We start from the raw sequence: 20,265 nt of genomic DNA on the forward strand, positions 1-20,265 counted from the left end.
GTTTCACCGGGTAGTAGTCTCCGGCCCCAGTCCGGACGGCCGCCGGATTCGAGTGTCCTCTACGCCGGGCGCTTCGCCGGTGAGTCGTCCGGTGCGGCTCATCCCGAGGACCATCGAGCCGAGGCCGAGCAGCAGCGCGAGCGCGCCGGTGACGACGTTGTTCCAGATCGTCGATGTGGTGTCGACGTTACCGCTGACCACCCACGGGGACACGATCGTCCAGAGGCCGATCAGTGGTGCGGCCCAGACGATGCCGTGCGTCCGCCCGTACACCGAGGCGAATCCGAGGGCCAGCATCGCCAGAGCGATACCGCAGACGAGGTTGTTGACGGTCAAGGTCGAGAACCCGTTGAATCCGACAACCCACGGGGAGATCGCGATATACAGCCCGGTCAAGAACAGCAGTCCGGTGACCGCCTGCGCGTCCGGCGCTTCCGAAGCGCGCTCGTACTTCTCCCGCAACTCCACGATGTCGGGATGCCGACTCATCATGGTTTCACTACTCATGTTCTCCACCACCTTTGGACGTAGTGGCGAATCGAGGCTCTCGAGCCGGACGGCCTGTGCTAGGTCGCGGAACGCGGCCCGGGTAGTCGCCACTCACTCATATGTCATGCCGTGATACTATCACTCCATGATGGAAGGGTCGATGCCCTCGCCTGCCCACCTCACCGACCAGGAGTACGCGAGGCTGCTGGCGTTCCGGAGCGGGCTTCGGCAGCTCCTGCGCTGGAGTGAACGCCGGGCAGCCGAAGTCGGGCTCACCGACACGCAGCATCAGCTACTGCTCGCGATCCGAGGGCACGCGGATCCGGACGGGCCCAGCGTCGGAGAGATCGCCGGATATCTGTGCGCCCGCCACCACAGCGTGGTGCAACTGATCGATCGCACCGAGCAACTCGGCCTTGTCGCCCGCACGCGGGGGCAGGGCAACGACCGCCGCGTCGTCCATCTCACGCTCACCGAGGCGGGCAAGGAGACGCTGGCCCTACTCGGCGCCACGCATCTGGAAGAGCTGCGGAGACTCACCCCCCTCATCAGTGCGCTGGACGATTTCGCCGCCCTCCCGCAAGCCGGATGAGGACGGTCCGGCAGGCCGTGGCAGCAGAAGCGGTGTGGCCAGGAGCAAAAGCCCGGCCAGGGCAATCGCCGCACGGAGGCCGGTGAGGTGGGCCAGCAGACCCCACGAGAGGGTGAGTACGGCGATGCCGATGCTGCTGGTGATCGACCAGGCGGCGAGCACCCGGGCGTGGCGGTCGGCATCGGTGTTGCGCAACCGATAGGCGGCGAAGACGGAATTGAAAAGGCTCACGCAGACGATCAGCCCGAATTCGGTCACCATCACGATCACGAGACCGGTCACGCCCGGCTGAATGAACGCGAGACCGAGGGGCCAGCAGGCTCGAAGTGCGCCGAAGACGCGCAGCACCGCTTGCTCGCCGAAGCGGGAAACGACCCGGTGGGCGAGTCGTGACCCGACGAGGCCGCCGATACAGGGAACGGCGAACGCCAGCCCGTACGCCCAGACCGGGAACCGCAGTTCGGCGAGCATCAGCACCGACAGCAGCGGCTCCGCGGCCATGATCAGTCCGTTGACCAGCACGGTGTTGAAGAAGAGTCGCCGTAGCGTGTGGTGGGTCAGGATGTAGCGCCATCCTTCGACGATGTCGCCCCACCGGCGCGTCCGGGTCGTCCGCGGGCTCGGTGGCCGCTCCCGCTCTCGGATGACGGTCAAAGCCAGCGCCGAAAACAGGTAGCTCGCCGCATCCACGGCAACGGTGGCCACCGGCCCCAGCAGCCCGATGGCGGCGCCGCCCACGGGCGGTCCGACGACGGTGGCCGACCAGGTGGTGGACTCGAATCGGCTGGTGGCCAGGAGAAGCCGGTCGGCAGGGACGACGGTTTTCAGGTAGGCGCCGCTGGCGGCCGTGAACGCGATCTTCGCCGCCGCGGTGACGATGGCGATCAGCAGAAGTTGCGCGAAGGTCAGCACGCCCAGCCAGTAGGCCAGCGGTATGGACGCCAGCGCCGCGAACCGGACGACGTCCATGGCGATCAGGACCGGCCGCTTGGCGCGGGGCTCCATCCACGGCCCGAGCGGAACCGCCAGCAGCGCCCCGATCGCCGACCCGGCGGACGACAGCACCGCCACCTCCGCCGAGCCGGCGTTCAGCGCCGTGATGGCGACGACCGTGAACGCCCCGAACCCGAGCCCGGTCCCGTAGGCGCTGACGGCGTAGGCCGCCCACAACCATCCGCACGACCTTCCGAGGTTGTCACCGCCCATACCCGATACCCGCTTCCAGCCCTGAACCATGTTGTGTGATCAGGAGATTGAAGCCGATCGGTGGGCATCGACACCAACAACCGATCGCCTGAAGTCAACAACTAGAAGTTGTGAAGGGAGACCCCCGTTACCCGTACGTTCCCGAATAACTCCAGCGAGCTCTGGTGGCTAGCATGCTAGCTTGCTAGCATTGCCCGGTGGGCGAGGAAGTCAAGCAGTTCAACGTCTACCTGCCGATCGAACTGATCAAGCAGGTCAAATTGCGCGCGATCGAGTCGGAGATGTCGTTGTCGGCGCTGGTGACCGCCGCGCTGCGCGCCTACCTGGACGACCGATCGAACGCGCCGTCAGGAGAGGATCGACAATGACCACCGAGGGCATCGAGGCCGTGTTCCTGGAGACCCACAATTGGGGCCGGATGGCAAAGTTCCTGCAGGGGTTGGGATTCACGGTCGAATTCGAGACCGACCACCACTCCGGCCAGTTCCGCAACGGCGACGGCCCCTCCGTGTTCGTCGCCGAGGTCCCCGCGACGCAGCCCGCCCGCACCCAGCTGGTGCTGAAGGTGGCGAGCTCCGAGGAACGTCCGGGCGAGGGCGTCGACATCGTCACCGGCTTCGAGCCGACCCACTACGGGACCCAGGAGATGACCGTCCGAGACCCGGACGGACGGTCGTGGAGCCTGCAGGCACCGGGCAAGGAGTAAGCAGTGGCACATGAGACCATTGCCCCGGACAACACCGCGGTACGGGTAGCGCTGTGGCGCGCGATACACGTCCTGGACGACGCGCCCCCGCACGTATTCGACGATCGCGTCGGCCTGCGCCTGGCCGCTCCCGAGGACGGCTGGCGGGAGCGCCCGGACATGGAACCGCGCAACACCGCACCGATGCGCGCCGCAATAGTCTGCCGCGCACGGTTTCTCGAGGATCTCCTCGCCGAGCAGGCCGAGCGCGGCGTGGATCAGTACGTCGTACTCGGCGCGGGACTGGACACCTTCGCGCAACGCAGGCCCGACCTCGCCGCACGATTCACCGTCTTCGAGGTCGACCAGCCCGGCCCGCAGGCATGGAAACGTCAGCGGCTCAGCGAACTCGGCTTCGACCTACCGCCCTGGCTGCGGTTGGTGCCGGTCGACTTCGAGGTGGACGCATGGTGGCAGCGGCTGATCGAAGCCGGTTTCGACCCCACTCGCCCGGCGTTGGTCGCCTCCGCCGGTGTCTCGATGTACCTGACCCGCGAGGCGAACACCGCGACGCTGCGGCAACTGTCGGCACTCGCGCCGGGTTCCACCCTGGCCACCACATTCCTGCTGCCGCTCGAACTCGTCGATCCCGGCGAACAGCGCATGCGCCGGTTCGCCGAAGAAGGCGCCCGCCGCTCCGGAACCCCGTTCCTCAGCTTCTTCCGTCCCGGCGAGATGGTGCGGCTGGCCCGAGACGCCGGGTTCGCCGACGCCCGGCACATCTCTTCGGCCGAGCTGACCGCCCGCTACTTCGCCGACCGCACCGATGGCCTGCGACCGGCGGAATCAGAGCAGATCATCGTCGCGACCACATGATCTCCGGGCTGATCTCAGTTCATGCCGCGACGTCGAACAGCGTCAGTTCCTGCGGGCCCCGTGCGGATTCGGCGCGCTGCTGCGCGCGCTCCCGAATCGCGCACGTCGGTCCGATCCCCTCGGCGACCGATTGCGGGGACAGCAACCAACCGTGACAACGACGGCAGTGCGCGACCAGTCTCACCACGGGGCGGTCATCAATGGCGGCCAATTCGTTCTCCTCCGGCCAGGCGACTACGTCGTCAGTGTGGCATGGGGCACCGACAGAATTCGGCGAAGACGACGCGAGCAGCGGACCCGGCCACCGATTTTTCGCATCCGCATGCGTTCTCGCGGGCGTGCTGAGGAAAGATGATGTCCATGACCGCATCTCGACTGTTTCGTTCGTTGGTGGGTACCGTGCCCGCGGTGCTCGCCGTCGTCAGCTTCACCGCGGCCGGAGGAGTCTCGACGGCCCAGGCCGCACCCGGCGTTCCCGGTGTTCCCGGCGTGGTGCAACGCCTGCAGATCGCTCCCGGCCAGAACAGCACCGAAGCCACCGGCAACGTCGCGCAGGGCAAGTCCGACAGCTACTCCATCGCCACGGCGCCGGGGCAGCACCTGAGCTTCGACGTGAGCGGCAACGCCCGCGTGTCGGTGGCCCCGCTGATCGGGCCGCAGGTCGCGAACGAGGTTCCGCACGCCGACCTCGTCGCCGACGGCATGGACTACCAGATCGTCGTCTCCTCCGCCGACGGCGGGGCGGCCGGCTACACCTTGAAGGTCACCCTCGTCTGACGCTCGAACGACTCCGCCCGCCGGCCTGACGTGTCACGACCGTCAGGCCGGCGGGCGGCCCGTCCTCCAAGAGCGGGCGTCATCCGCCTGCCTGCGACGCAGTGCCGTTGGGCACAACGAGGGCGAACCGCGGCGTACGGCCGAGGTCGGCGCACTATGGTGGGGCGGTGCCGCTCGAACCAGGTGACCAGTTTGCGGGATTCGTCGTGCGAGACCGGCTGGGACACGGGGGAAGCAGCGAGGTGTACCTGGCCGAAGACCCGGAATGGTCGCGACCGGTGTCACTGAAGATTCTGGGACCGGAGGACAGCCGGTCGCCCGAGGCGCGCGCTCGATTCGTGCACGAGTTCGACATCTTGTCGGCGTTGCGGCACCCCGACATCGTGCGGATGTACACGCACGGTGAAACCGACGGCAGGTTGTGGTCGGCCCACGAGTACGTGGCCGGCGCGACGGTGTCGACATTGGTGCCGGCGCCGCGTCGGCGCCCGGACCTGCGGCAGGTGCTCCACGTGCTGACCCACGTCGCGGCGGGGTTGGACTTCGCGCACGCCAACGGAGTGGTCCATCTCGACGTGAAACCGGCGAACGTCCTGGTCGGAACAGACGAACCGGCGACGGTGAAGATCTCCGATTTCGATTCGGCCCGATGGCTGCACCGGCCCGAGCCGCCGTTGGCCAGCCACGGGTTCGTCGTCGTATCGGTGCCCTACGCCGCGCCGGAACTGCTGCGAGCGGACACAGTTTCCCCGGCGACCGACCAGTACGCGCTGGCCTGTTCGGCCGTCGAGTTGCTCACCGGCCACACGCCGTTCTCCCGGGCGAACCTCATGGCCACCGCCGAGGCGCAGCTGCACGAATCGCCCCCTCGGCTGGCCGCCCGTCACCGCTGGATCCCGCCCGAGGTCGACGTGATCCTGCATCGGTCGCTCGCCAAGGAACCCGGTGCGCGCTACGACTCGTGCGCCGAGCCCATCCGCCTGCTCACCGAGGCTCTCGACGGCGTCGACCCCCGTCCGCTCGCTCCCGTGCTGACCCGATGGAAGACGGCCCGATCGCACCTGCGGAACTCCGCCCTCGGACGGATCCGCGGCAAAGTGACCTTCGGCTCCACCCCGAGGTAGCGCGCATGATTTGCCGGTTTCCTTGCGAGGAGCCGGTGCCGCGGTCACGCTGAAAGGTATGCGGACCCGCGATATCGAGGTCGGGTGCACCTATATGGTGCTGGTCCCGCAGCGCCTGCCACGCAGTCGGTACCCCGACTGCGACCAGCCGGGTTCCCTCACTTGGGCGTGGTCCTGGCTGCGCGGCGGCCGGTTCCGGCTCACCGTCACCGGTATCGATCAGACCAGCGATCCGATCACCGTCGAAGGCTTGCGGATCACCGCCAACTCGCGCATCGCCGTCGTGCTGACCCCCGAACAAGCCCAGGATCTCGGTTTGCCGGTCGGCGTGTTCCGAGTACGCGGGACCTTGTTCGACGGTGAGGACCGGCCGGTGCGCCTGCCCGAGGTCGAACCACTCCGCGTCCCGGCCCGCTGGCTGCGACCGGTCGAGCAGCCCTGCTTCACGCACCGCGATATCGACTGCTTCCCCTACCTCTGAGAACGGTGGCGACACACCCGGACGAAACTAACGTTTCCGTCCGGGCGGTGCGGAGCAATGAACCCGAGGACGACCCCACGCGTTCTTCGCGTCCTGCGAGCGCCGAGCGTCGAACAGGGTCAGGCGGATCTTCCCCGAGATGTCGAGATTCACTTCCTCGGCCGGATCGGACATCGACTTCTCGGCGGTGAACGCGTCCTGGTCGTCGACCCGCACCACGAATCGTCCGACCCCGGCGGACGAGGGTGAATCCGAATCCTTGCCGATCCAGACCGAGAACCGGTCGCACTGCCCGCCGATCGTCCACGTGGCCCGGTTCATCGGGTCGGAAGCGCTCGACGGGTAGTACCCAACGATGCTGCTCGGAAAGGACACCGCGCCGATCCGAATGGGATCGACCGGGTCGAATCCGTTCGCCCAGCTGACCGATTGATACTCCACCAGGTCGTACCACCCGTCACTGGAAGGAGCCAAGGCGGCCGACGTCGCCGACGGGGACGGCCGGACGGTGGACGTAGAGGTCGCCGCGGCCGACGACGTGGTCGGCGTCGGCCGCGGCGTACTCGTCGGCGACGGTCCGATCGCGAGCACCCGAGGCGTTGTCGTGGTGGCCGGTGGCAGCGCGGACGGTTCGTCACCGCGGAGCCGGTCGACGAACGACAACGCGCCGTCGAGATTGGCTTCGTCCCGGTCGAGCCTGCCGCGGATCTCGGCCGCGGCCGACCGCACGCTGTCCGGTGCGCCGAGGTCCACCTCGACGTGCGACACCGAGCGCCCGCCCGCGCCCAGTTCGGCGGCCAGTCGTGCGCCGGTGGAGCCACGAGCGGCGACGACGAGATGCGCCTGCGGCGACGCGCGGAGGATGCGCTGCGCGGCGACGCGGCCGATTCCGCGGCTCGCCCCCGTCATCACGATGGTCGACGGCATGGGACCTCCTGCACTGTGTGGGCCCGATCGGTCGTCTTCGATGGTCGTCGCCCTGGCTGTCGGCAGGCATGCGACGTTCGCACGGTCCATACCGGCGTGCGCGTCGGATGACGGTCTGCCCTGAAGCCGGTCAGCGGACCGGCTGGTCGGCCCATGCCTGCGGCAGTGCCGCACTCGACACGTCGGCGATCTCGTGCAGGCGCTGCGAGGAAAAACCCAGGCGGCTCAATTGGATCAGGCCCTGGGCGACCATCACGACATTGGCGCTGACGGCCGAGAGCATGGCTTCGTCGCCGGTTCCGGCGTCGTGCATGGCGGGTCGCAGCCGGTCGGCGACGCCGTGCTCCATGTCCGTGGTGGTCCGGGTCCCGATGGTGGCGACTTCGGGGATACGGGTGGCGAGCTGGGCGATGCTGTTGATCATCAGACACCCGCGCCGATCCGGCTGCGCGGCACAGTCCTCGATGATCGCCTGGTACAGCGCGCGCACCGCGGAGCGCGCGGAACCGCCCGCCGAGCCGATGGCCTCGCGGACCAGACGCGCACGGCGCTCGCAATAGCGTTCGAACGCCGCCAGGAACAGGCCGCGCTTGCTGCCGTAGGCGGCGTAGATGCTTCCGTTGCCCACACCGGTCGCCTGCGAGACGTCTTCCACCGACGTGCTGTCGAAACCCTTCGACCAGAACAGCTCGGTCGCGGCGTCGAGCAGGCTCGATTCATCGAACTGTCGCGGCCGTCCCATGCCCTCACCGTACCAATCGGTGTGCGAGGTCCGGCACATCACTTGTTCTGGAGGCGCGCCTCCACAATACTGTTGACATGTCCCACAACTTCGCCGCCTCGCCCGGCAAACGGGTAGGCATCCTGGTCTTCGACGGCGTGAAGATGCTCGACTTCGTCGGGCCCGCGGAGGTGTTCGTCGAGGCGAATCAATCGGTGGCGGGGTACGAGGTGGTCCTGGTCTCGGCCGACGGCAAGGACGCACAGACCTCGATCGGCGCGCGGGTCGAGGTGAGCTGCGCGGCCGCCGACGCGGGCCGTTTCGACACGGTGGTGATCCCGGGCAGCGAGCTGCCGCCCGGCAAGTTCGTGACGCCTGCGGTGCTTGCGGCCGCGCGGCACCTGGCCTGCAACACGCGGCGGTTGGCATCCATCTGCAGTGGCGCGTTCGTGCTGGCCGAGCTGGGCCTGTTCGACGGCAGACGCGCGAGCACGCACTGGAAATTCGCGACCGAGCTGGCCCGGCGCTACCCGTCCATCGAGGTGGACCCGGACGCCATCTTCGTGCGGGACGGCAACCTCTTCAGCTCGGCCGGGGTCGCCGCCGGCGTCGATCTCGCACTAGCCCTCGTCGAAGAGGACCACGGCGCCGACATCGCGCGGAACGGGGCGCAGGCGCTGGTGGTCTACATGCAGCGCGCGGGCGGGCAATCCCAGTTCTCCGCGTCACTGAGCGGACCGGTGCCGCGCAGCCCGCTTGTCCGCCGAGTCGTGGACTTGATCTGCGCGGACCCGGCCCACCCGCACACCGTGCACACCCTGGCCGCCCACGCGCGGGTCAGCGTCCGGCATCTGACCCGGCTGTTCCGGGCGGAACTCGAACGCTCCCCCGCGGAGTACGTCGCGTTCATCCGTTTCGGCACGGCGCGGGACATGCTGCACGCCGGGTACAGCGTGACGGAGGCCGCGATGGCCGCGGGATACGGCACCAGCGAGGCGTTGCGCCGCGCGTTCGTCGCGCGTCTGGGCGTCTCCCCGAGCAAATATCAGCAGCGCTTCCGGTCGACCGCGCGGGCGGAGCCGATGATGGCGCAGGCCGTGTCCTGATCGGAGGCATTTGTGGCCCGTGCGGAGGGGCGCGCGGAGGGGTGTCCGGCCGAGACTTGGGTCGGTCACAGCGCCACTCGTCGAGCGCTGGAGAAAGGAACGCTATGCCCGCCCCGGAAAGTCCGACCATCGTCCTGGTGCACGGCGCTTTCGCCGACGCCTCGAGCTGGTCCCCGGTCACCGAACGGCTGCTCGCCCAAGGCCGTCGCGTCCTGGTTCCTCCGGTGTTCAATCGCAGCCTCGCGGCGGACGCGGCCTACATCAGGTCGTTCGTCGAGCAGATCGACGGCCCCGTGCTGCTTGCCGGGCACTCCTACGGCGGGGCCGTCATCACCGTCGCCGGCGTCGCCGACAATGTCGTGGGCTTGGTCTACGTGTCCGGCTACGCCCTCGAGGAGGGCGAGAGTCTCGGCCGGTTGCAGGGCGGGTTCCCGGATTCCGACCTGGCGGCCAACCTCGTCTACGCGCCGTACCCGATCGATGGTGCCGAGCCGGGCACGGATGTCTCGGTCGAGATCGGCGCTTTCCCCGAGGTTTTCGCCGCGGGCCTCGACCCGGCAAAGGCCGCGGTGCTCGCGGTCTCGCAGCGCCCGCTGTCGGCGATCGCGTTCAACGAGCCCGCCTCGGCGGCCGCGTGGAAGACCAAACCGGCCTGGGGCATCGTGTCCAGCGCCGACCGCACCATCAACCCGGAGGTCGAACGATTCGGCTACCGGCGAGCCGGATTCCGCGCGGTCGTGGAGATCGACGGGCCACACCTGGTCATGCAGACCCACCCCGGCGAAGTCGCGGCCGTCATCACCGACGCGATCGCCGCGTCTGCCTGAGCCATCGCAGTTCCCACACCCCCATCAGAGAGGCACGATCATGTCAGGAAATCCGCTGGGCATCTCGCTCGAACCGGCGGCGCAGGAGTTCGTCGACGCGACCTCACAACCGCCGTTCCTCTACCAACTCCCGCCCGAAGAGGGCCGCAAAGCGGTCGACGGCGTGCAGGACTCGCCGATCTTCAAGCCCGCGATCGACGAGGAGTGGATCACCGTCGAGGGCGGGCCGACCGGCTCGGTGCGGGTTCGGATCGTCAAGCCCCAGGGCGCTACCGGGACACTGCCGGTGATCGTCTACACCCACGGCGCGGGATGGGTGTTCGGCGACGCGCACACCCACGACCGTCTGGTGCGCGATCTCGCGGTCGGCACGAACGCGGCCGTCGTGTTCCCCGAATACGACCGGTCCCCGGACGTGCGCTACCCGGTGGCCAACGAGCAGTCCTACCGCGTCGCCCAATGGGTCACCACCCACGGCGCCGAGAAGGGCCTCGACCCCTCCCGCATCGCGATCGCGGGCGACTCGGTCGGGGGCAACATGGCCATCGCGCTGACCCTGATGGCCAAGGAACGCGGCGACGTCTCCTTCGTCCAGCAGGTGCTGTTCTACCCGGTGACCGACGCCAACTTCGACACCGGCTCCTACCAGCAGTTCGCCGAGGGGTACTTCCTCACCCGCGAGGGCATGAAGTGGTTCTGGGATCAGTACACCACCAGCGCGGACGAGCGCGCGCAGATCACGGCGTCCCCGCTGCGCGCGACCACCGAGCAATTGGCCGGGCTGCCGCCCGCGCTGGTGATCACCGCCGAGGCCGATGTGCTGCGCGACGAGGGCGAAGCCTTCGCGGGCAAGTTGCGCGCCGCGGGCGTGCCGGTCACCCAGGTGCGCTACGGCGGGATCGTGCACGACTTCGTGATGGTCAACTCGCTGCACGACACCCATGCCGCCAAGGCGGCGGTGGCGCAGGCCGTCGCGACGTTGCGATCCGCTCTGTACCCCGCCTGATCCGTACCCGACGATCCGATTCGGAGGAATCACCCTCGTGAGCACCGAGCCCACCAGTCCGACCATCGTGCTTGTCCACGGCGCCTTCGCCGACTCCTCCAGCTGGAACGGGGTCGTCGAACGGTTGCGCGCACAAGGGCACTCCGTGATCGCGGCCGCCAATCCGCTGCGCGGCCTCGACAGTGACGCCGCCTATGTGGCCTCGGTCCTCGACAGCGTGGAAGGGCCGTGCGTTCTGGTCGGCCATTCCTACGGCGGGAGCGTCATCACGGTTGCCGCCGCCGGGAAGAGCAATGTCGAAGCGCTCGTCTACATCGCCGCTTTCATTCCCGACGAAGGCGAGAGCGCATTGCAATTGACCGACAAGTTCCCCGGATCGACGCTCGGGCCGACTACCCGGGCCGCGGCCTACCCGCTTCCGGGCGGAGGCACCGGTACCGAGCTCTACATCCGCCAGGACGAATTCCACCGGCAGTTCGCCGCCGACGTGCCCGCCGCCACCGGCGAGCTGATGGCCGCGACCCAGCGGCCGGTCGCCCTCGACGCCCTGCAACAGCCCGCGACCGCCACCGCGTGGCGGAACATCCGGTCGTTCGCGCTGCTCACCAGCGAGGACAAGAACATTCCGGTGGAAGCGCAGCGGTTCATGGCGCAGCGGGCGGGCGCCGATGTCGTCGAGGTCGCGGCCTCGCACGCGGTCTCGGTGTCCGCGCCGGATGTGGTGACCGAGCTGATCGCTCGAGCCGCCGCGAAATAGATCCGAGCGGCCGCGCGGCGATTCTGCCGCGCGGCCCACAACCGGTCCTCTGCGTCAGAAATCGACGACAGCGGTGGCGAAGCCGTCGAGCGGTAGCACAGGCTCGCTCAGCGGTGCGGCTCGCAAACCCTCGGATCCCACTTGCTCGACAGCAATCGGCACGGATGCGGAGAGGGTGACCGTAAGGGGCGCGGCGAACTTGTTGATCAGCAGGAGCTTTCGCCGGCCGGACACGGTGACGAAAGCTCGTGCGTGGATGCGTGGATCGGGGTAGACCGTGCCGGCCACGGCCAGTCGATCACCGGGCCCGAAGTGCCGCAGCAATAAGGCCAGCGCCTCGTAACGCAGGTTCGGGGCGCCGGTCTCCCAGTCGATCAGCGAAGTGCCGGGGATCATGCCGGGATAGTCCATGAACTCGGCGATGCCGACCAGGTCGACCCCGAGCGCGACCAGCTCGGCCCACAGGTAGGACTGGATCGCGGCGCTGAGTGCCCAGTACTCATCCGGAATATCCGGGTTCGGGTTCATCAGATCGGCCGGGAAGGTGCCGATCTCGTTGACGAACGTCGCGGCGTCCGGCGCGAGCCGACGTCGGATGCCCTCGACGAACCGTGCCTGCTCCAAAAATCCATCCGCCCGCGCGAAGAAGATATCGCGCCAGTGCGCGGCCGGCGCGTTACCCTCCGGGCCGAACGGATTGACGATGTCCGGCTGGGCGTAGAAGTGGTACGAGAAGGCGTCGACCGGGACACCGGGACGATGACTGGCCGGATCCAGGAAAGTCCAGTAATACTCGGGGTTTCGGTGGATATGGCTCAGCGACAATCCGACGAACTTCATGTCGGGATCCAGCGGACGGAGACGTTCCACGATCGCGTCGTAGAGCCTCGTGTATGCCGCTGGTCCGATCCGGTGCCCCAGGTCCGGCTCGCACAGGACTTCCCAATAGGCGAAGCGGTAATGGTGCCCCGACTCGTGGCGACGCCCCAGTTCATCGGTGAACCCACCCGCGATGTACCAGCTGGCGACACGGTAGAAGTAGTCCGCCACCTCGGTGAAGCTGGAGTCGCGGAATTCGGAGCCCTGCTCGTAGTCCCAATGGATTTCGTCGGGGTTCTCCGCTACGGCCACCGGCTCGTCGGTGCGGAACATCCAGGCCGGAATGGTCGCGAAATTCGCGACCACCGGCCGGCCTTCCGCGGCGTCCATGAAGTCCTCGACCAGGGGATCGAGCAGCTGGAAATCCCAGTATGTCTCGGTCGCGGTGGGCGGAGTCAGCTCGGCGACGGAAATGCGCGGGTGGGAATACCACGGCAGGAACCGAACGAGGTCGGCGTCGAGCGCGCGCAGCGCGGCGAAGGCTTTGTCGTGTATCGGCGAATTCCGGCGCAGCGGCGGCGCGGTCCACACGTGCGTTGTCAGTGTGGTGCGCGAGGTGCCGGTGGTGGCGGTCCAGTCGATGTGGACCGGATTCTCGGGTGCGCTTGTCATTTCGTTGTGCTCTTCTCTTGTGGAGGCGGGAATCCGAGTGCGGGCAAGAGAGCTTGATCGACGATGGCTGCCCGGACGCGCTCGTCGGGCCATCGTCCGGTGTCGATCTGATGCTTGATCACCAGCGCCTCGCCGATGTCGCTCACGATCGGTGTGATCAGCGCGGAGTCGATCTGACCCAATGACGCGTAATGGTCGAGCACCGTCCGGGTGAATCGGCCGCCACGAAGGTCGAAGACATTGTGATAGAGCGCCTCGACCAGATCGGGCCGTCGCTGCCGTTCCGCGAGGACGGCAGCCGCGGCTGCTCCGGTCGGAGCGGACAGCCACTCCGTCAACTGCTCCAGCGCGCGCAGCAGGTCGCCGCGCAGGTTGCCGCCCGCGGGAGTCGGAACTTCGACCGGATACGCCTGCGCCAGGGCCTCGATCAGCAAGTCCTCGACTGTCGGCCAATGCCGGTAGAGCGAGGTCTTGGCCACACCCGCGCGACGCGCGACTCCCTCCATCGCCAACTTCGCCACCCCCGCCTCGGCGGCCTCGGCGATGACGGCCGCATGACAGTCGGCACGTAACTCGCGCTGGGTGCGGCGCCCCTTCTCAACAGGCTTTCTTGCGTTCACAACGCAAATATAGATACGGCACGGTAGCTAGTCAACTGTAGCTACAATTATGTAGCTTAATGCCCTGGTTGTGCGGTTGCGACCGCACAGTCGCACGCCGTCAGCCGCAGACGGCACCGATCGAGGCCGAGCCGACCAGTTTCGTGTACTTGGCCAGGACGCCGCGGGTGTAGCGAGGCGGCAGGGGTGCCCAGCCTTCCCGGCGGCGCGCGAGTTCGTCGGCGTCGACCAGCAGGTCGAGGGTGCCCGCGGCGACGTCGAGCCGGATGGGGTCGCCGTCGCGCACGAAAGCGATCGGTCCGCCGTCCACGGCCTCGGGGGCGACGTGTCCGACACACAGGCCGGTGGTGCCGCCGGAGAACCGTCCGTCGGTGAGCAGCAAAACGTCCTTGCCCAGGCCCGCGCCCTTGATCGCCGCGGTGATGGCGAGCATCTCGCGCATCCCGGGACCGCCTTTCGGTCCCTCGTACCGGATGACGACCACGTCGCCCGCCGCGATCGTGCCGTCCTCGAGCGCGTCCATCGCCGCGCGTTCCCGGTCGAAAACCCGTGCCGTGCCGCTGAACACGTCGGAGTCGAAGCCCGCCGACTTGACGACGGCGCCGTCCGGGGCGAGCGAGCCGGACAGGATCGTGATGCCACCGGTCGGATGGATCGGTGCGGCCATCGCGCGGATCACCTTGCCGTCGGGGTCCGGCGGGGTGATGTCGGCCAGGTTCTCCGCCACCGTCCGTCCCGTCACGGTCAGGCAGTCGCCGTGCAACAGCCCGGCATCGAGCAGTGCCTTCATCATGACCGGCACGCCGCCGATCCGGTCCACATCGGTCATCACATGCTTGCCGAAGGGTTTGACGTCGGCAAGGTGCGGAACGCGGCGGCCGATGCGCGCGAAATCGTCCAGCGAGAGATCGACGTTCGCCTCGTGCGCGATGGCCAGCAGATGCAGCACGGCGTTGGTGGAACCGCCGAACGCCATGACCACCGCGATCGCGTTCTCGAACGCTGGTTTGGTGAGGATGTCGGAAGGAGTGATCCCCTGCCGGAGCAACTCGATCACGGCCTCGCCGCTGCGGCGGGCGTAACCGTCCCGGCGGCGGTCGGTCGCGGGCGGGGCCGCGCTGCCGGGCAGCGACATGCCCAGCGCCTCCGCCGCACTGGCCATGGTGTTGGCGGTGTACATGCCACCGCACGCCCCTTCGCCCGGGCAGATCGCCCGCTCGATGGCGGCGACGTCCTCGCGGCTCATCAGCCCCCGGGCGCAGGCGCCGACCGCTTCGAAGGCGTCGATGATCGTCACCTCGCGCTCGCTGCCGTCGGAGAGCTTGGCGATCCCGGGCAGGATCGACCCCGCGTACAGGAACACACTCGCCAGATTCAGCCGGGCCGCGGCCATCAGCATCCCGGGCAGCGACTTGTCGCATCCGGCCAGCAGCACCGAGCCGTCGAGCCGCTCGGCCTGCATCACCGTCTCGACGCTGTCGGCGATCACCTCCCGCGAGACCAAGGAGAAGTGCATCCCCTCATGGCCCATGGAGATGCCGTCGGACACCGAGATGGTGCCGAACTGCATGGGAAAGCCGCCGCCGGAGAAGACGCCGTCCTTACAGCCCTGAGCGAGCCGGTCCAGGGACAGATTGCAGGGAGTGATCTCGTTCCACGAGGAGGCGACGCCGATCTGCGGCTTCTCCCAGTCCGCGTCGCCCATGCCGACCGCGCGCAGCATCCCGCGCGCGGCGGTCTTCTCCAGGCCGTCGGTGACGTCGCGGCTGCGCGGCTTGAGATCGGGAACCTTCGAATTCTCGGGCATGATTCCCATCATGCTCGGTCCGCCCCGATCACCGCGGCGACCACGCCGAATCCACGCCTACCGCCGCGCTCGTACGCCCAGAGCGTAATGCCGGGCAGACCAGCCATCCGGAACCGTACGCTCTGCTCATGAGCGAGCACCCGAGACTGCACTCGATTCCCGGTGGACGCGACGACCGGCAGCAGGACCCGCGCACACCGCCGGAACCCCTGTGGCGCGAGGTGCTCGGTGAACAGTTGCGCACACTGCGGCAGGACCGCAGCGAGACGCTGGTCGAAACCGCTCGCCGGGCGGGCATTTCCCCGCAGTATCTGTCGGAGGTGGAACGGGGACGCAAAGAGCCGTCGAGCGAGATGATCGCCGCCCTGGCCGGCTCCCTCGGCACCACACTGGGCGAGCTCACCGGACAGGTGGCCGACCAGCTGCGGGCCCGGCGCCGGATGGCGCTGTTGCGACGGCCTGCGCCGCGTTCCGCTACCGGGCCCACGCTGATGGCTCTGGCGGCTTAGTCGCGCCGCCCCAGGACCTGGTCGACGAGGCCGTACTCGACCGCTGCCGACGCGGTGAAGACCCGGTCGCGGTCGGTGTCGCGGCGTAGCCGCTCCACCGTTTGCCCGGTGTGCTTCGACAAGATCGACTCGATCTCCGCGCGCATGCGTACCAGTTCGTCGGCCTGCAGGATCAGATCGGGAATCGTGCCCTGCCCGCGGGCGGCGGGCTGATGCAGCACCACCCTGGCGTGCGGGAGCATCGCGCGGCGACCGGGCTCGCCGCCCGCCAGCAGCACCGCGCCCACCGCGATCGCCTGCCCGACGCAGGTGGTCTGCACAGGCGACCGAATGTGCTGCATGGTGTCGTACACGGCGAGCATGGACGACAGATCGCCGCCCTCACAGTTGATGTAGAGGTTGATCTCCTGCTCCGGACTTTCCGACTCCAGGTGCAGCAGCTGCGCGATGAGCGCGTTGGCGACGCCCGAGTCGATCGGCGTGCCGAGGTAGACGATGCGCTCGGCGAGCAGGTGGGAGTAGATGTCGGTGATCCGCTCGCCGCCGCGCGGATGCTGCGCGATCACATTGGGAATGGTGTAGGTACTCATGCTCCGTCCTTTCCGGCATGAGCGGGGCCCTGCGTGGTCACGCTGCGCTGCCGCCTCCGGGCCTGACCGCTCATGCTGTATCCGATTCCGGCAGGAGCGGGGCCCTGCGTGGTCACGCTCCGCTGCCGCCTCCGGGCCTGACCGCTCATGCCGTATCCGATTTCGGCAGGAGCGGGGCCCTGCGTGGTCACGCTCCGCTGCCGCCTCCGGGCCTGACCGCTCATGCTGTATCCGATTCCGGCATGAGCGGGGCCCTCCGTGGTCACGCTCCGCTGCCGCCTCCGGGCCTGACCGCTCATGCCGAGATCCCGATTCGCTGGCGTTGGGGGACGATCTGCCCGAACGAGTCGACGATGTGGTCGACGAAGCCGTACTCCTTGGCCTGCGCCGCGGTGAACCAGCGGTCGTGCAGCGAATCCTCGTAGATCCGGTCGAAGGGCTGGCCGGTGTCCTCGGCGATGATTCCGAGCACCGTGTCGACGGTGTAGCGCAGATCGTCGGCCTGGACCTCGACGTCCACGGCGGTGCCGCCGATGCCCGCCGATCCCTGATGCATCAGCACCCGTGCGTGCGGCAATGCGAAACGCTTGCCCTTGCTCCCCGACGACAAGAGGAATTGCCCCGCACTGCAGGCCAATCCGAGCGCGAGTGTGGAGACCTCGCACGGCACCAGCCGCATCACATCGCGGATGGCGAGCATGGAGGGAACCGATCCGCCCGGCGAATGGATCCACAGCGAGATACCCGCCTCGGGATCCTCGGCGGCGAGCGTGAGCAACTGGGTCATCAGCAGCGTGCCGTTGTCGTCGTCGAGCGCGCCGTCGAGCACGACGATGCGACGGCTGAGCAGTTGCTCGCGCGCCCGCCAGCTGAACATCGGGGTCTTGTCATCGTGAGCCATGGCTCCACGGTGCCGCACCAGCGGCACCGAACCGGCTCCGCGCTGCCCTGGGCAGATCCGCTCTCAGCAGCCGCTGACGGACATCCGGTGCGCCGCTTGCCGCCCCAGCCCTGATGTGGCAGCGGCGAACACGATCCGGCTCATCGCGCCGCTCCGGCCGCCAGCGGGACCCGGGACAGCCCCAGCGCACCGGCGAGCACACGATCGCGCAGGCGGAAGGGCAGATGGGCGAGCAACCGGAGCATGCGGGCGTCCGCACTGGCGACGTAGCACTCCTTGGGTCTGCGGGCTTCGGCAGCGCGGACGATCGCGCGGACCACACTGTGCGTGGAGCCCGTCTTCTGCTTGGCCAGCGCATCGCCGACGGCCGCCAGCTGATCGCGGTAGAGCGCAACACGATCCAGGTCGGCCAGCGCCAGCGCTTCACGCGCAGTCGCATCCGCCTTGGCGAAGATCGTCGTCTCGACCGCACCGGGCTCGACGACCGAGACCGGAATACCCCAGGGCGCCAGCTCGATCCGGGCCGCCTGGGATAGCGATTCGAGGGCGGCCTTGCTCGCCGAGATGGGACCCAGGTATGGCATCGCGGTGCGTGCGCTGGCCGCGCTGATGTTGATCACCCGGCCGTGGCCCGCGCGTAACAGCGGCAGTGCGGCCGCCAGGACTCGGTGCGGGCCATAGACATTGATGTCGAACTGCCGGTGCAGTTCCACGTCGGAAACCAGTTCCAGCGGACGCTGATGCGCATCACGGTCGAAGCCGCGGTGCGGCTCTACGACGCGCTCGCCGACTGGGCGGAATGGGCCGCAACCGCGCCGCCGTCCGAGCCGAAAGCCTGAGGGCGCCGGAGGATCCGGCCCGTGGAACGACGATGCCCGTCGGCGCAGGGTGCGCTGACGGGCATCGTCGCCGGAACGGGGGCTAGGACTCGCGGCCCGCGGTCGAAGCGGAACGCTGCCTGCTGGTGCGGGCGCGGCGGCGTTCGGCCTGCAGCTCGGCGAGTTCCTGCTCGAGGATGTCGGCGACCCGGAACGAACCGGTGTCGTAGATGTCCGGCGTGCGGGCCGTCGGCGGCTGCGCGATATCGGGCTTGGGGGTGTCCTTGCCGTTCTTGGGCTCCGGCGTCGGGCTGTCGCTCTTGGCTTCGACCGGCGGGCGGCGCGTGGCCACCGGGATCTCCGCCGTCGCGGCCTCGGTGTCGGCTGCCGTGGCGCGGGGCTTGGCCGGGGGCGTCTGCCGGACGACCACCTTCGCCGCGGCCGGTTCGTCGACGGGCACCCGCGCGGCCGGACGGTCCTCGGAGCCGGCGGCCGCACCCGATGCGGGTTCGCTCGCGACGAGCTTCTTCCCGTTGGCCGACGGCGCACTTCCGTTGACGGCGGTGTCTTCGACCCGCGCCGACGTGCCGAAGACGTCCATCGCGTCGAGATCCTCGATCGACTCGGGCAGCACCGGCTTCCGCGGTGCCTCGACCGGCGCCCACTGGGTCTCGGCCTGCGCCACGGCCACGGGCTGCTTTTCGGAAGTCTCCGGCGCGCCGTCGGTTTCGACGACCTCGACGGCCTCCTGCTCGACGACCTCCACCGGGGGCGCGGCCACGACGGGTTGCGGTTCGGGGTGCACGTGCTCGTGCGGGATGCCCGGCGCCTCGGGCGCGGTGGGCATCCGGTACCTGGGCAGCGTGAGCCGGATCTGCTCGGCCGGGTCGGGCAGATCGCGAACCTGCTCGGTGGCCCTGGCGATGGCGAGGCCGTAGCGGGCGCTCGCGGCGTCGTGGATGAGCAGCGCGACGCCGATCATCACCGGCGCGATGGCGTGCACGGCCGCGTCGTACCACGCGCCAGCACGCAGATAGGGGTAGGTGTTGAGGCTGACGGTCAAGGCCAGCAGGGCCATTTCGGCAGCCGCGACCTGACGGCGGTTGTCCACCACACCCCACTCGGCGACCTTGTTGGTGCCGATCATGATGATGATCAAGCAGACGCTGATCATGCCTTCGAGCAGGTAGCTGAACCAGTACAGCGGATCGGTCGCGCCACCGGGAGCGATATTGTGCTGGACGTTGACCGCCGACCACAACATGCCCGCCGCGACGACGCCGGCCAGCGCGCGCAGCGACCAGGACCGATGCCGGTAGAGCGAGGCCAGCTTCGCGTGCGGACTGGATTCGCGTCGTTGCGCGGCAATCGCCTTGCGGGCGAGCAAAAGGTCTCGCATGTCGGCCTTCTCGATCGCTTCGGTGGTCTGCCTGGCGCGGTCGGACGCCGCGGCGGCCGCCTGCGCCTCTTTCCAGCGCTGTCCACGCTCCTGGGTGCGAATCCGTTCGGCGAGCTCACGTTCGGCATACAGTTCGTCCTCCGACAGCGCCTCGGTGAGCGCGGGATCGAACTGGTAGGCGAGCCGTCCACGGGCCTTCTCGACCCGCCTCGCCAGCTGTGTAACCTCGTCCTCGATGGGATGTTCGATGACCATCAGCGCTCCCCGCACGGGAGAGTCGATGGCAGACAAGTGATCACGAATGGCAACGGCACGTCTCATTCATAGTCGATCCACCGCTACTGGCGAAACTGTTCATTTGCCATCTCGCAAAACTATTCGGCGCGCCGCGGACGACACACGCGCCGCGAGATGATTTCCCGCTAGTCGCAGGCATTTCCTTCCTACCGCGCGGCAGACCATTGATCCCTCTATGCTGGAGTGGCGCGCTCTCCCTTCGCGGCGGCGCGTGCGCTCCCGCAGCGCGTTCGGATACGCCGGTGCTGTCGAGATTCGC

General features: G+C 68.4%; 25 protein-coding genes. 13 read left to right on the plus strand and 12 right to left on the minus strand.

Annotated elements, in window-relative coordinates:
• Positions 1–3: 3 nt before the first annotated feature.
• Complete coding sequence (locus ACWEKR_RS09105) at positions 4–507, minus strand: SPW repeat protein (RefSeq protein ID WP_195084772.1); 504 nt, start codon at positions 505–507, stop codon at positions 4–6.
• 127 nt (positions 508–634) lie between these two features.
• On the opposite strand from ACWEKR_RS09105, the gene ACWEKR_RS09110 reads away from it, so the two are divergent.
• Complete coding sequence (locus tag ACWEKR_RS09110; protein ID WP_452354024.1) at positions 635–1,081, plus strand: MarR family winged helix-turn-helix transcriptional regulator; 447 nt, start codon at positions 635–637, stop codon at positions 1,079–1,081.
• On the opposite strand, the gene ACWEKR_RS09115 is transcribed toward ACWEKR_RS09110, so the two are convergent.
• Positions 989–2,287, minus strand: a complete 1,299-nt coding sequence (locus ACWEKR_RS09115) for an MFS transporter (RefSeq protein WP_452354025.1) — start codon at positions 2,285–2,287, stop codon at positions 989–991. The genes ACWEKR_RS09110 and ACWEKR_RS09115 overlap by 93 nt on opposite strands.
• Before the next feature lie 197 nt (positions 2,288–2,484).
• Between ACWEKR_RS09115 and ACWEKR_RS09120 the strand changes: the two genes are divergently transcribed.
• The 3 genes from ACWEKR_RS09120 to ACWEKR_RS09130 are packed head-to-tail and all read left to right on the plus strand — an operon-like array spanning position 2,485 to position 3,848.
• On the plus strand, positions 2,485–2,655 hold the full coding sequence (locus tag ACWEKR_RS09120) for a ribbon-helix-helix protein, CopG family (protein ID WP_195084770.1): 171 nt from the start codon (positions 2,485–2,487) through the stop codon (positions 2,653–2,655).
• Positions 2,652–2,993 carry a VOC family protein gene (locus tag ACWEKR_RS09125; RefSeq protein WP_452354026.1) on the plus strand — a complete coding sequence of 114 codons (342 nt, stop codon included), beginning with the start codon at positions 2,652–2,654 and terminating at the stop codon, positions 2,991–2,993. The genes ACWEKR_RS09120 and ACWEKR_RS09125 overlap by 4 nt, the downstream gene beginning before the upstream one ends.
• Positions 2,994–3,011: 18 nt before the next feature.
• Positions 3,012–3,848 (plus strand): class I SAM-dependent methyltransferase, encoded by an 837-nt coding sequence (locus tag ACWEKR_RS09130; protein WP_452354123.1) that lies wholly within the window; start codon positions 3,012–3,014, stop codon positions 3,846–3,848.
• A 19-nt stretch (positions 3,849–3,867) separates the two neighbouring features.
• Here the strand turns inward: ACWEKR_RS09130 and ACWEKR_RS09135 are convergent, their stop codons facing one another.
• Entirely contained in the window at positions 3,868–4,059 is a 192-nt protein-coding gene (locus tag ACWEKR_RS09135) for a DUF6011 domain-containing protein (RefSeq protein ID WP_452354027.1), read from the minus strand.
• 149 nt (positions 4,060–4,208) lie between these two features.
• Here ACWEKR_RS09135 and ACWEKR_RS09140 point away from each other — a divergent pair, with 149 nt between their 5' ends.
• The 3 genes from ACWEKR_RS09140 (at position 4,209) to ACWEKR_RS09150 (ending at position 6,230) form a co-directional block, all read left to right on the plus strand.
• Positions 4,209–4,625, plus strand: a complete 417-nt coding sequence (locus ACWEKR_RS09140; protein ID WP_195084767.1) for a hypothetical protein — start codon at positions 4,209–4,211, stop codon at positions 4,623–4,625.
• Between the two features lie 167 nt (positions 4,626–4,792).
• Positions 4,793–5,749 carry a serine/threonine-protein kinase gene (locus ACWEKR_RS09145; RefSeq protein WP_452354028.1) on the plus strand — a complete coding sequence of 319 codons (957 nt, stop codon included), beginning with the start codon at positions 4,793–4,795 and terminating at the stop codon, positions 5,747–5,749.
• 58 nt (positions 5,750–5,807) lie between these two features.
• Positions 5,808–6,230 carry a hypothetical protein gene (locus ACWEKR_RS09150; protein ID WP_195084765.1) on the plus strand — a complete coding sequence of 141 codons (423 nt, stop codon included), beginning with the start codon at positions 5,808–5,810 and terminating at the stop codon, positions 6,228–6,230.
• Positions 6,231–6,257: 27 nt separating this feature from the next.
• Here ACWEKR_RS09150 and ACWEKR_RS09155 read toward each other — a convergent pair whose 3' ends face one another.
• Complete coding sequence (locus ACWEKR_RS09155) at positions 6,258–7,157, minus strand: SDR family NAD(P)-dependent oxidoreductase (protein WP_452354029.1); 900 nt, start codon at positions 7,155–7,157, stop codon at positions 6,258–6,260.
• 130 nt (positions 7,158–7,287) lie between these two features.
• Complete coding sequence (locus ACWEKR_RS09160) at positions 7,288–7,899, minus strand: TetR/AcrR family transcriptional regulator (RefSeq protein WP_452354030.1); 612 nt, start codon at positions 7,897–7,899, stop codon at positions 7,288–7,290.
• A gap of 77 nt (positions 7,900–7,976) precedes the next feature.
• Here ACWEKR_RS09160 and ACWEKR_RS09165 point away from each other — a divergent pair, with 77 nt between their 5' ends.
• From ACWEKR_RS09165 to ACWEKR_RS09180, 4 genes are all read left to right on the plus strand, one after another.
• A complete protein-coding gene (locus ACWEKR_RS09165; RefSeq protein WP_452354031.1) occupies positions 7,977–8,984 on the plus strand; it encodes a GlxA family transcriptional regulator in 1,008 nt (335 codons plus the stop codon).
• A 104-nt stretch (positions 8,985–9,088) separates the two neighbouring features.
• A complete protein-coding gene (locus ACWEKR_RS09170) occupies positions 9,089–9,811 on the plus strand; it encodes an alpha/beta fold hydrolase (protein WP_452354032.1) in 723 nt (240 codons plus the stop codon).
• A 40-nt stretch (positions 9,812–9,851) separates the two neighbouring features.
• The gene (locus ACWEKR_RS09175) at positions 9,852–10,817 is read left to right on the plus strand and encodes an alpha/beta hydrolase (protein ID WP_452354033.1); all 966 of its coding nucleotides are present in this window, start codon (positions 9,852–9,854) and stop codon (positions 10,815–10,817) included.
• Positions 10,818–10,854: 37 nt separating this feature from the next.
• Complete coding sequence (locus ACWEKR_RS09180) at positions 10,855–11,574, plus strand: alpha/beta fold hydrolase (RefSeq protein ID WP_452354034.1); 720 nt, start codon at positions 10,855–10,857, stop codon at positions 11,572–11,574.
• A 54-nt stretch (positions 11,575–11,628) separates the two neighbouring features.
• Here ACWEKR_RS09180 and ACWEKR_RS09185 read toward each other — a convergent pair whose 3' ends face one another.
• The 3 genes from ACWEKR_RS09185 to ilvD form a co-directional block, all read right to left on the minus strand.
• A complete protein-coding gene (locus tag ACWEKR_RS09185) occupies positions 11,629–13,065 on the minus strand; it encodes a hypothetical protein (RefSeq protein WP_452354035.1) in 1,437 nt (478 codons plus the stop codon).
• The gene (locus tag ACWEKR_RS09190; protein WP_452354036.1) at positions 13,062–13,685 is read right to left on the minus strand and encodes a TetR/AcrR family transcriptional regulator; all 624 of its coding nucleotides are present in this window, start codon (positions 13,683–13,685) and stop codon (positions 13,062–13,064) included. Before ACWEKR_RS09190 ends, ACWEKR_RS09185 begins: the two co-directional genes overlap by 4 nt.
• Positions 13,686–13,785: 100 nt before the next feature.
• Positions 13,786–15,492, minus strand: coding sequence for a dihydroxy-acid dehydratase (gene ilvD, locus ACWEKR_RS09195; RefSeq protein ID WP_452354037.1), 1,707 nt, complete (start codon positions 15,490–15,492; stop codon positions 13,786–13,788).
• A 128-nt stretch (positions 15,493–15,620) separates the two neighbouring features.
• Between ilvD and ACWEKR_RS09200 the strand changes: the two genes are divergently transcribed.
• Positions 15,621–16,001 (plus strand): helix-turn-helix domain-containing protein, encoded by a 381-nt coding sequence (locus ACWEKR_RS09200; RefSeq protein WP_452354038.1) that lies wholly within the window; start codon positions 15,621–15,623, stop codon positions 15,999–16,001.
• Here the strand turns inward: ACWEKR_RS09200 and ACWEKR_RS09205 are convergent.
• The 3 genes from ACWEKR_RS09205 to ACWEKR_RS09215 form a co-directional block, all read right to left on the minus strand.
• Complete coding sequence (locus ACWEKR_RS09205; protein ID WP_195084749.1) at positions 15,998–16,591, minus strand: ClpP family protease; 594 nt, start codon at positions 16,589–16,591, stop codon at positions 15,998–16,000. The genes ACWEKR_RS09200 and ACWEKR_RS09205 overlap by 4 nt on opposite strands.
• Positions 16,592–16,886: 295 nt before the next feature.
• Positions 16,887–17,492 carry a ClpP family protease gene (locus ACWEKR_RS09210; RefSeq protein ID WP_159842514.1) on the minus strand — a complete coding sequence of 202 codons (606 nt, stop codon included), beginning with the start codon at positions 17,490–17,492 and terminating at the stop codon, positions 16,887–16,889.
• 140 nt (positions 17,493–17,632) lie between these two features.
• Positions 17,633–18,205 carry an SDR family oxidoreductase gene (locus tag ACWEKR_RS09215; RefSeq protein WP_452354039.1) on the minus strand — a complete coding sequence of 191 codons (573 nt, stop codon included), beginning with the start codon at positions 18,203–18,205 and terminating at the stop codon, positions 17,633–17,635.
• Between ACWEKR_RS09215 and ACWEKR_RS09220 the strand changes: the two genes are divergently transcribed.
• Positions 18,194–18,331, plus strand: a complete 138-nt coding sequence (locus tag ACWEKR_RS09220; RefSeq protein ID WP_452354040.1) for a hypothetical protein — start codon at positions 18,194–18,196, stop codon at positions 18,329–18,331. The genes ACWEKR_RS09215 and ACWEKR_RS09220 overlap by 12 nt on opposite strands.
• Before the next feature lie 82 nt (positions 18,332–18,413).
• On the opposite strand, the gene ACWEKR_RS09225 is transcribed toward ACWEKR_RS09220, so the two are convergent.
• Entirely contained in the window at positions 18,414–19,964 is a 1,551-nt protein-coding gene (locus tag ACWEKR_RS09225; RefSeq protein ID WP_452354041.1) for a hypothetical protein, read from the minus strand.
• Positions 19,965–20,265 lie beyond the last annotated feature (301 nt).

It is taken from the genome of Nocardia sp. NPDC004573 (assembly GCF_053602135.1).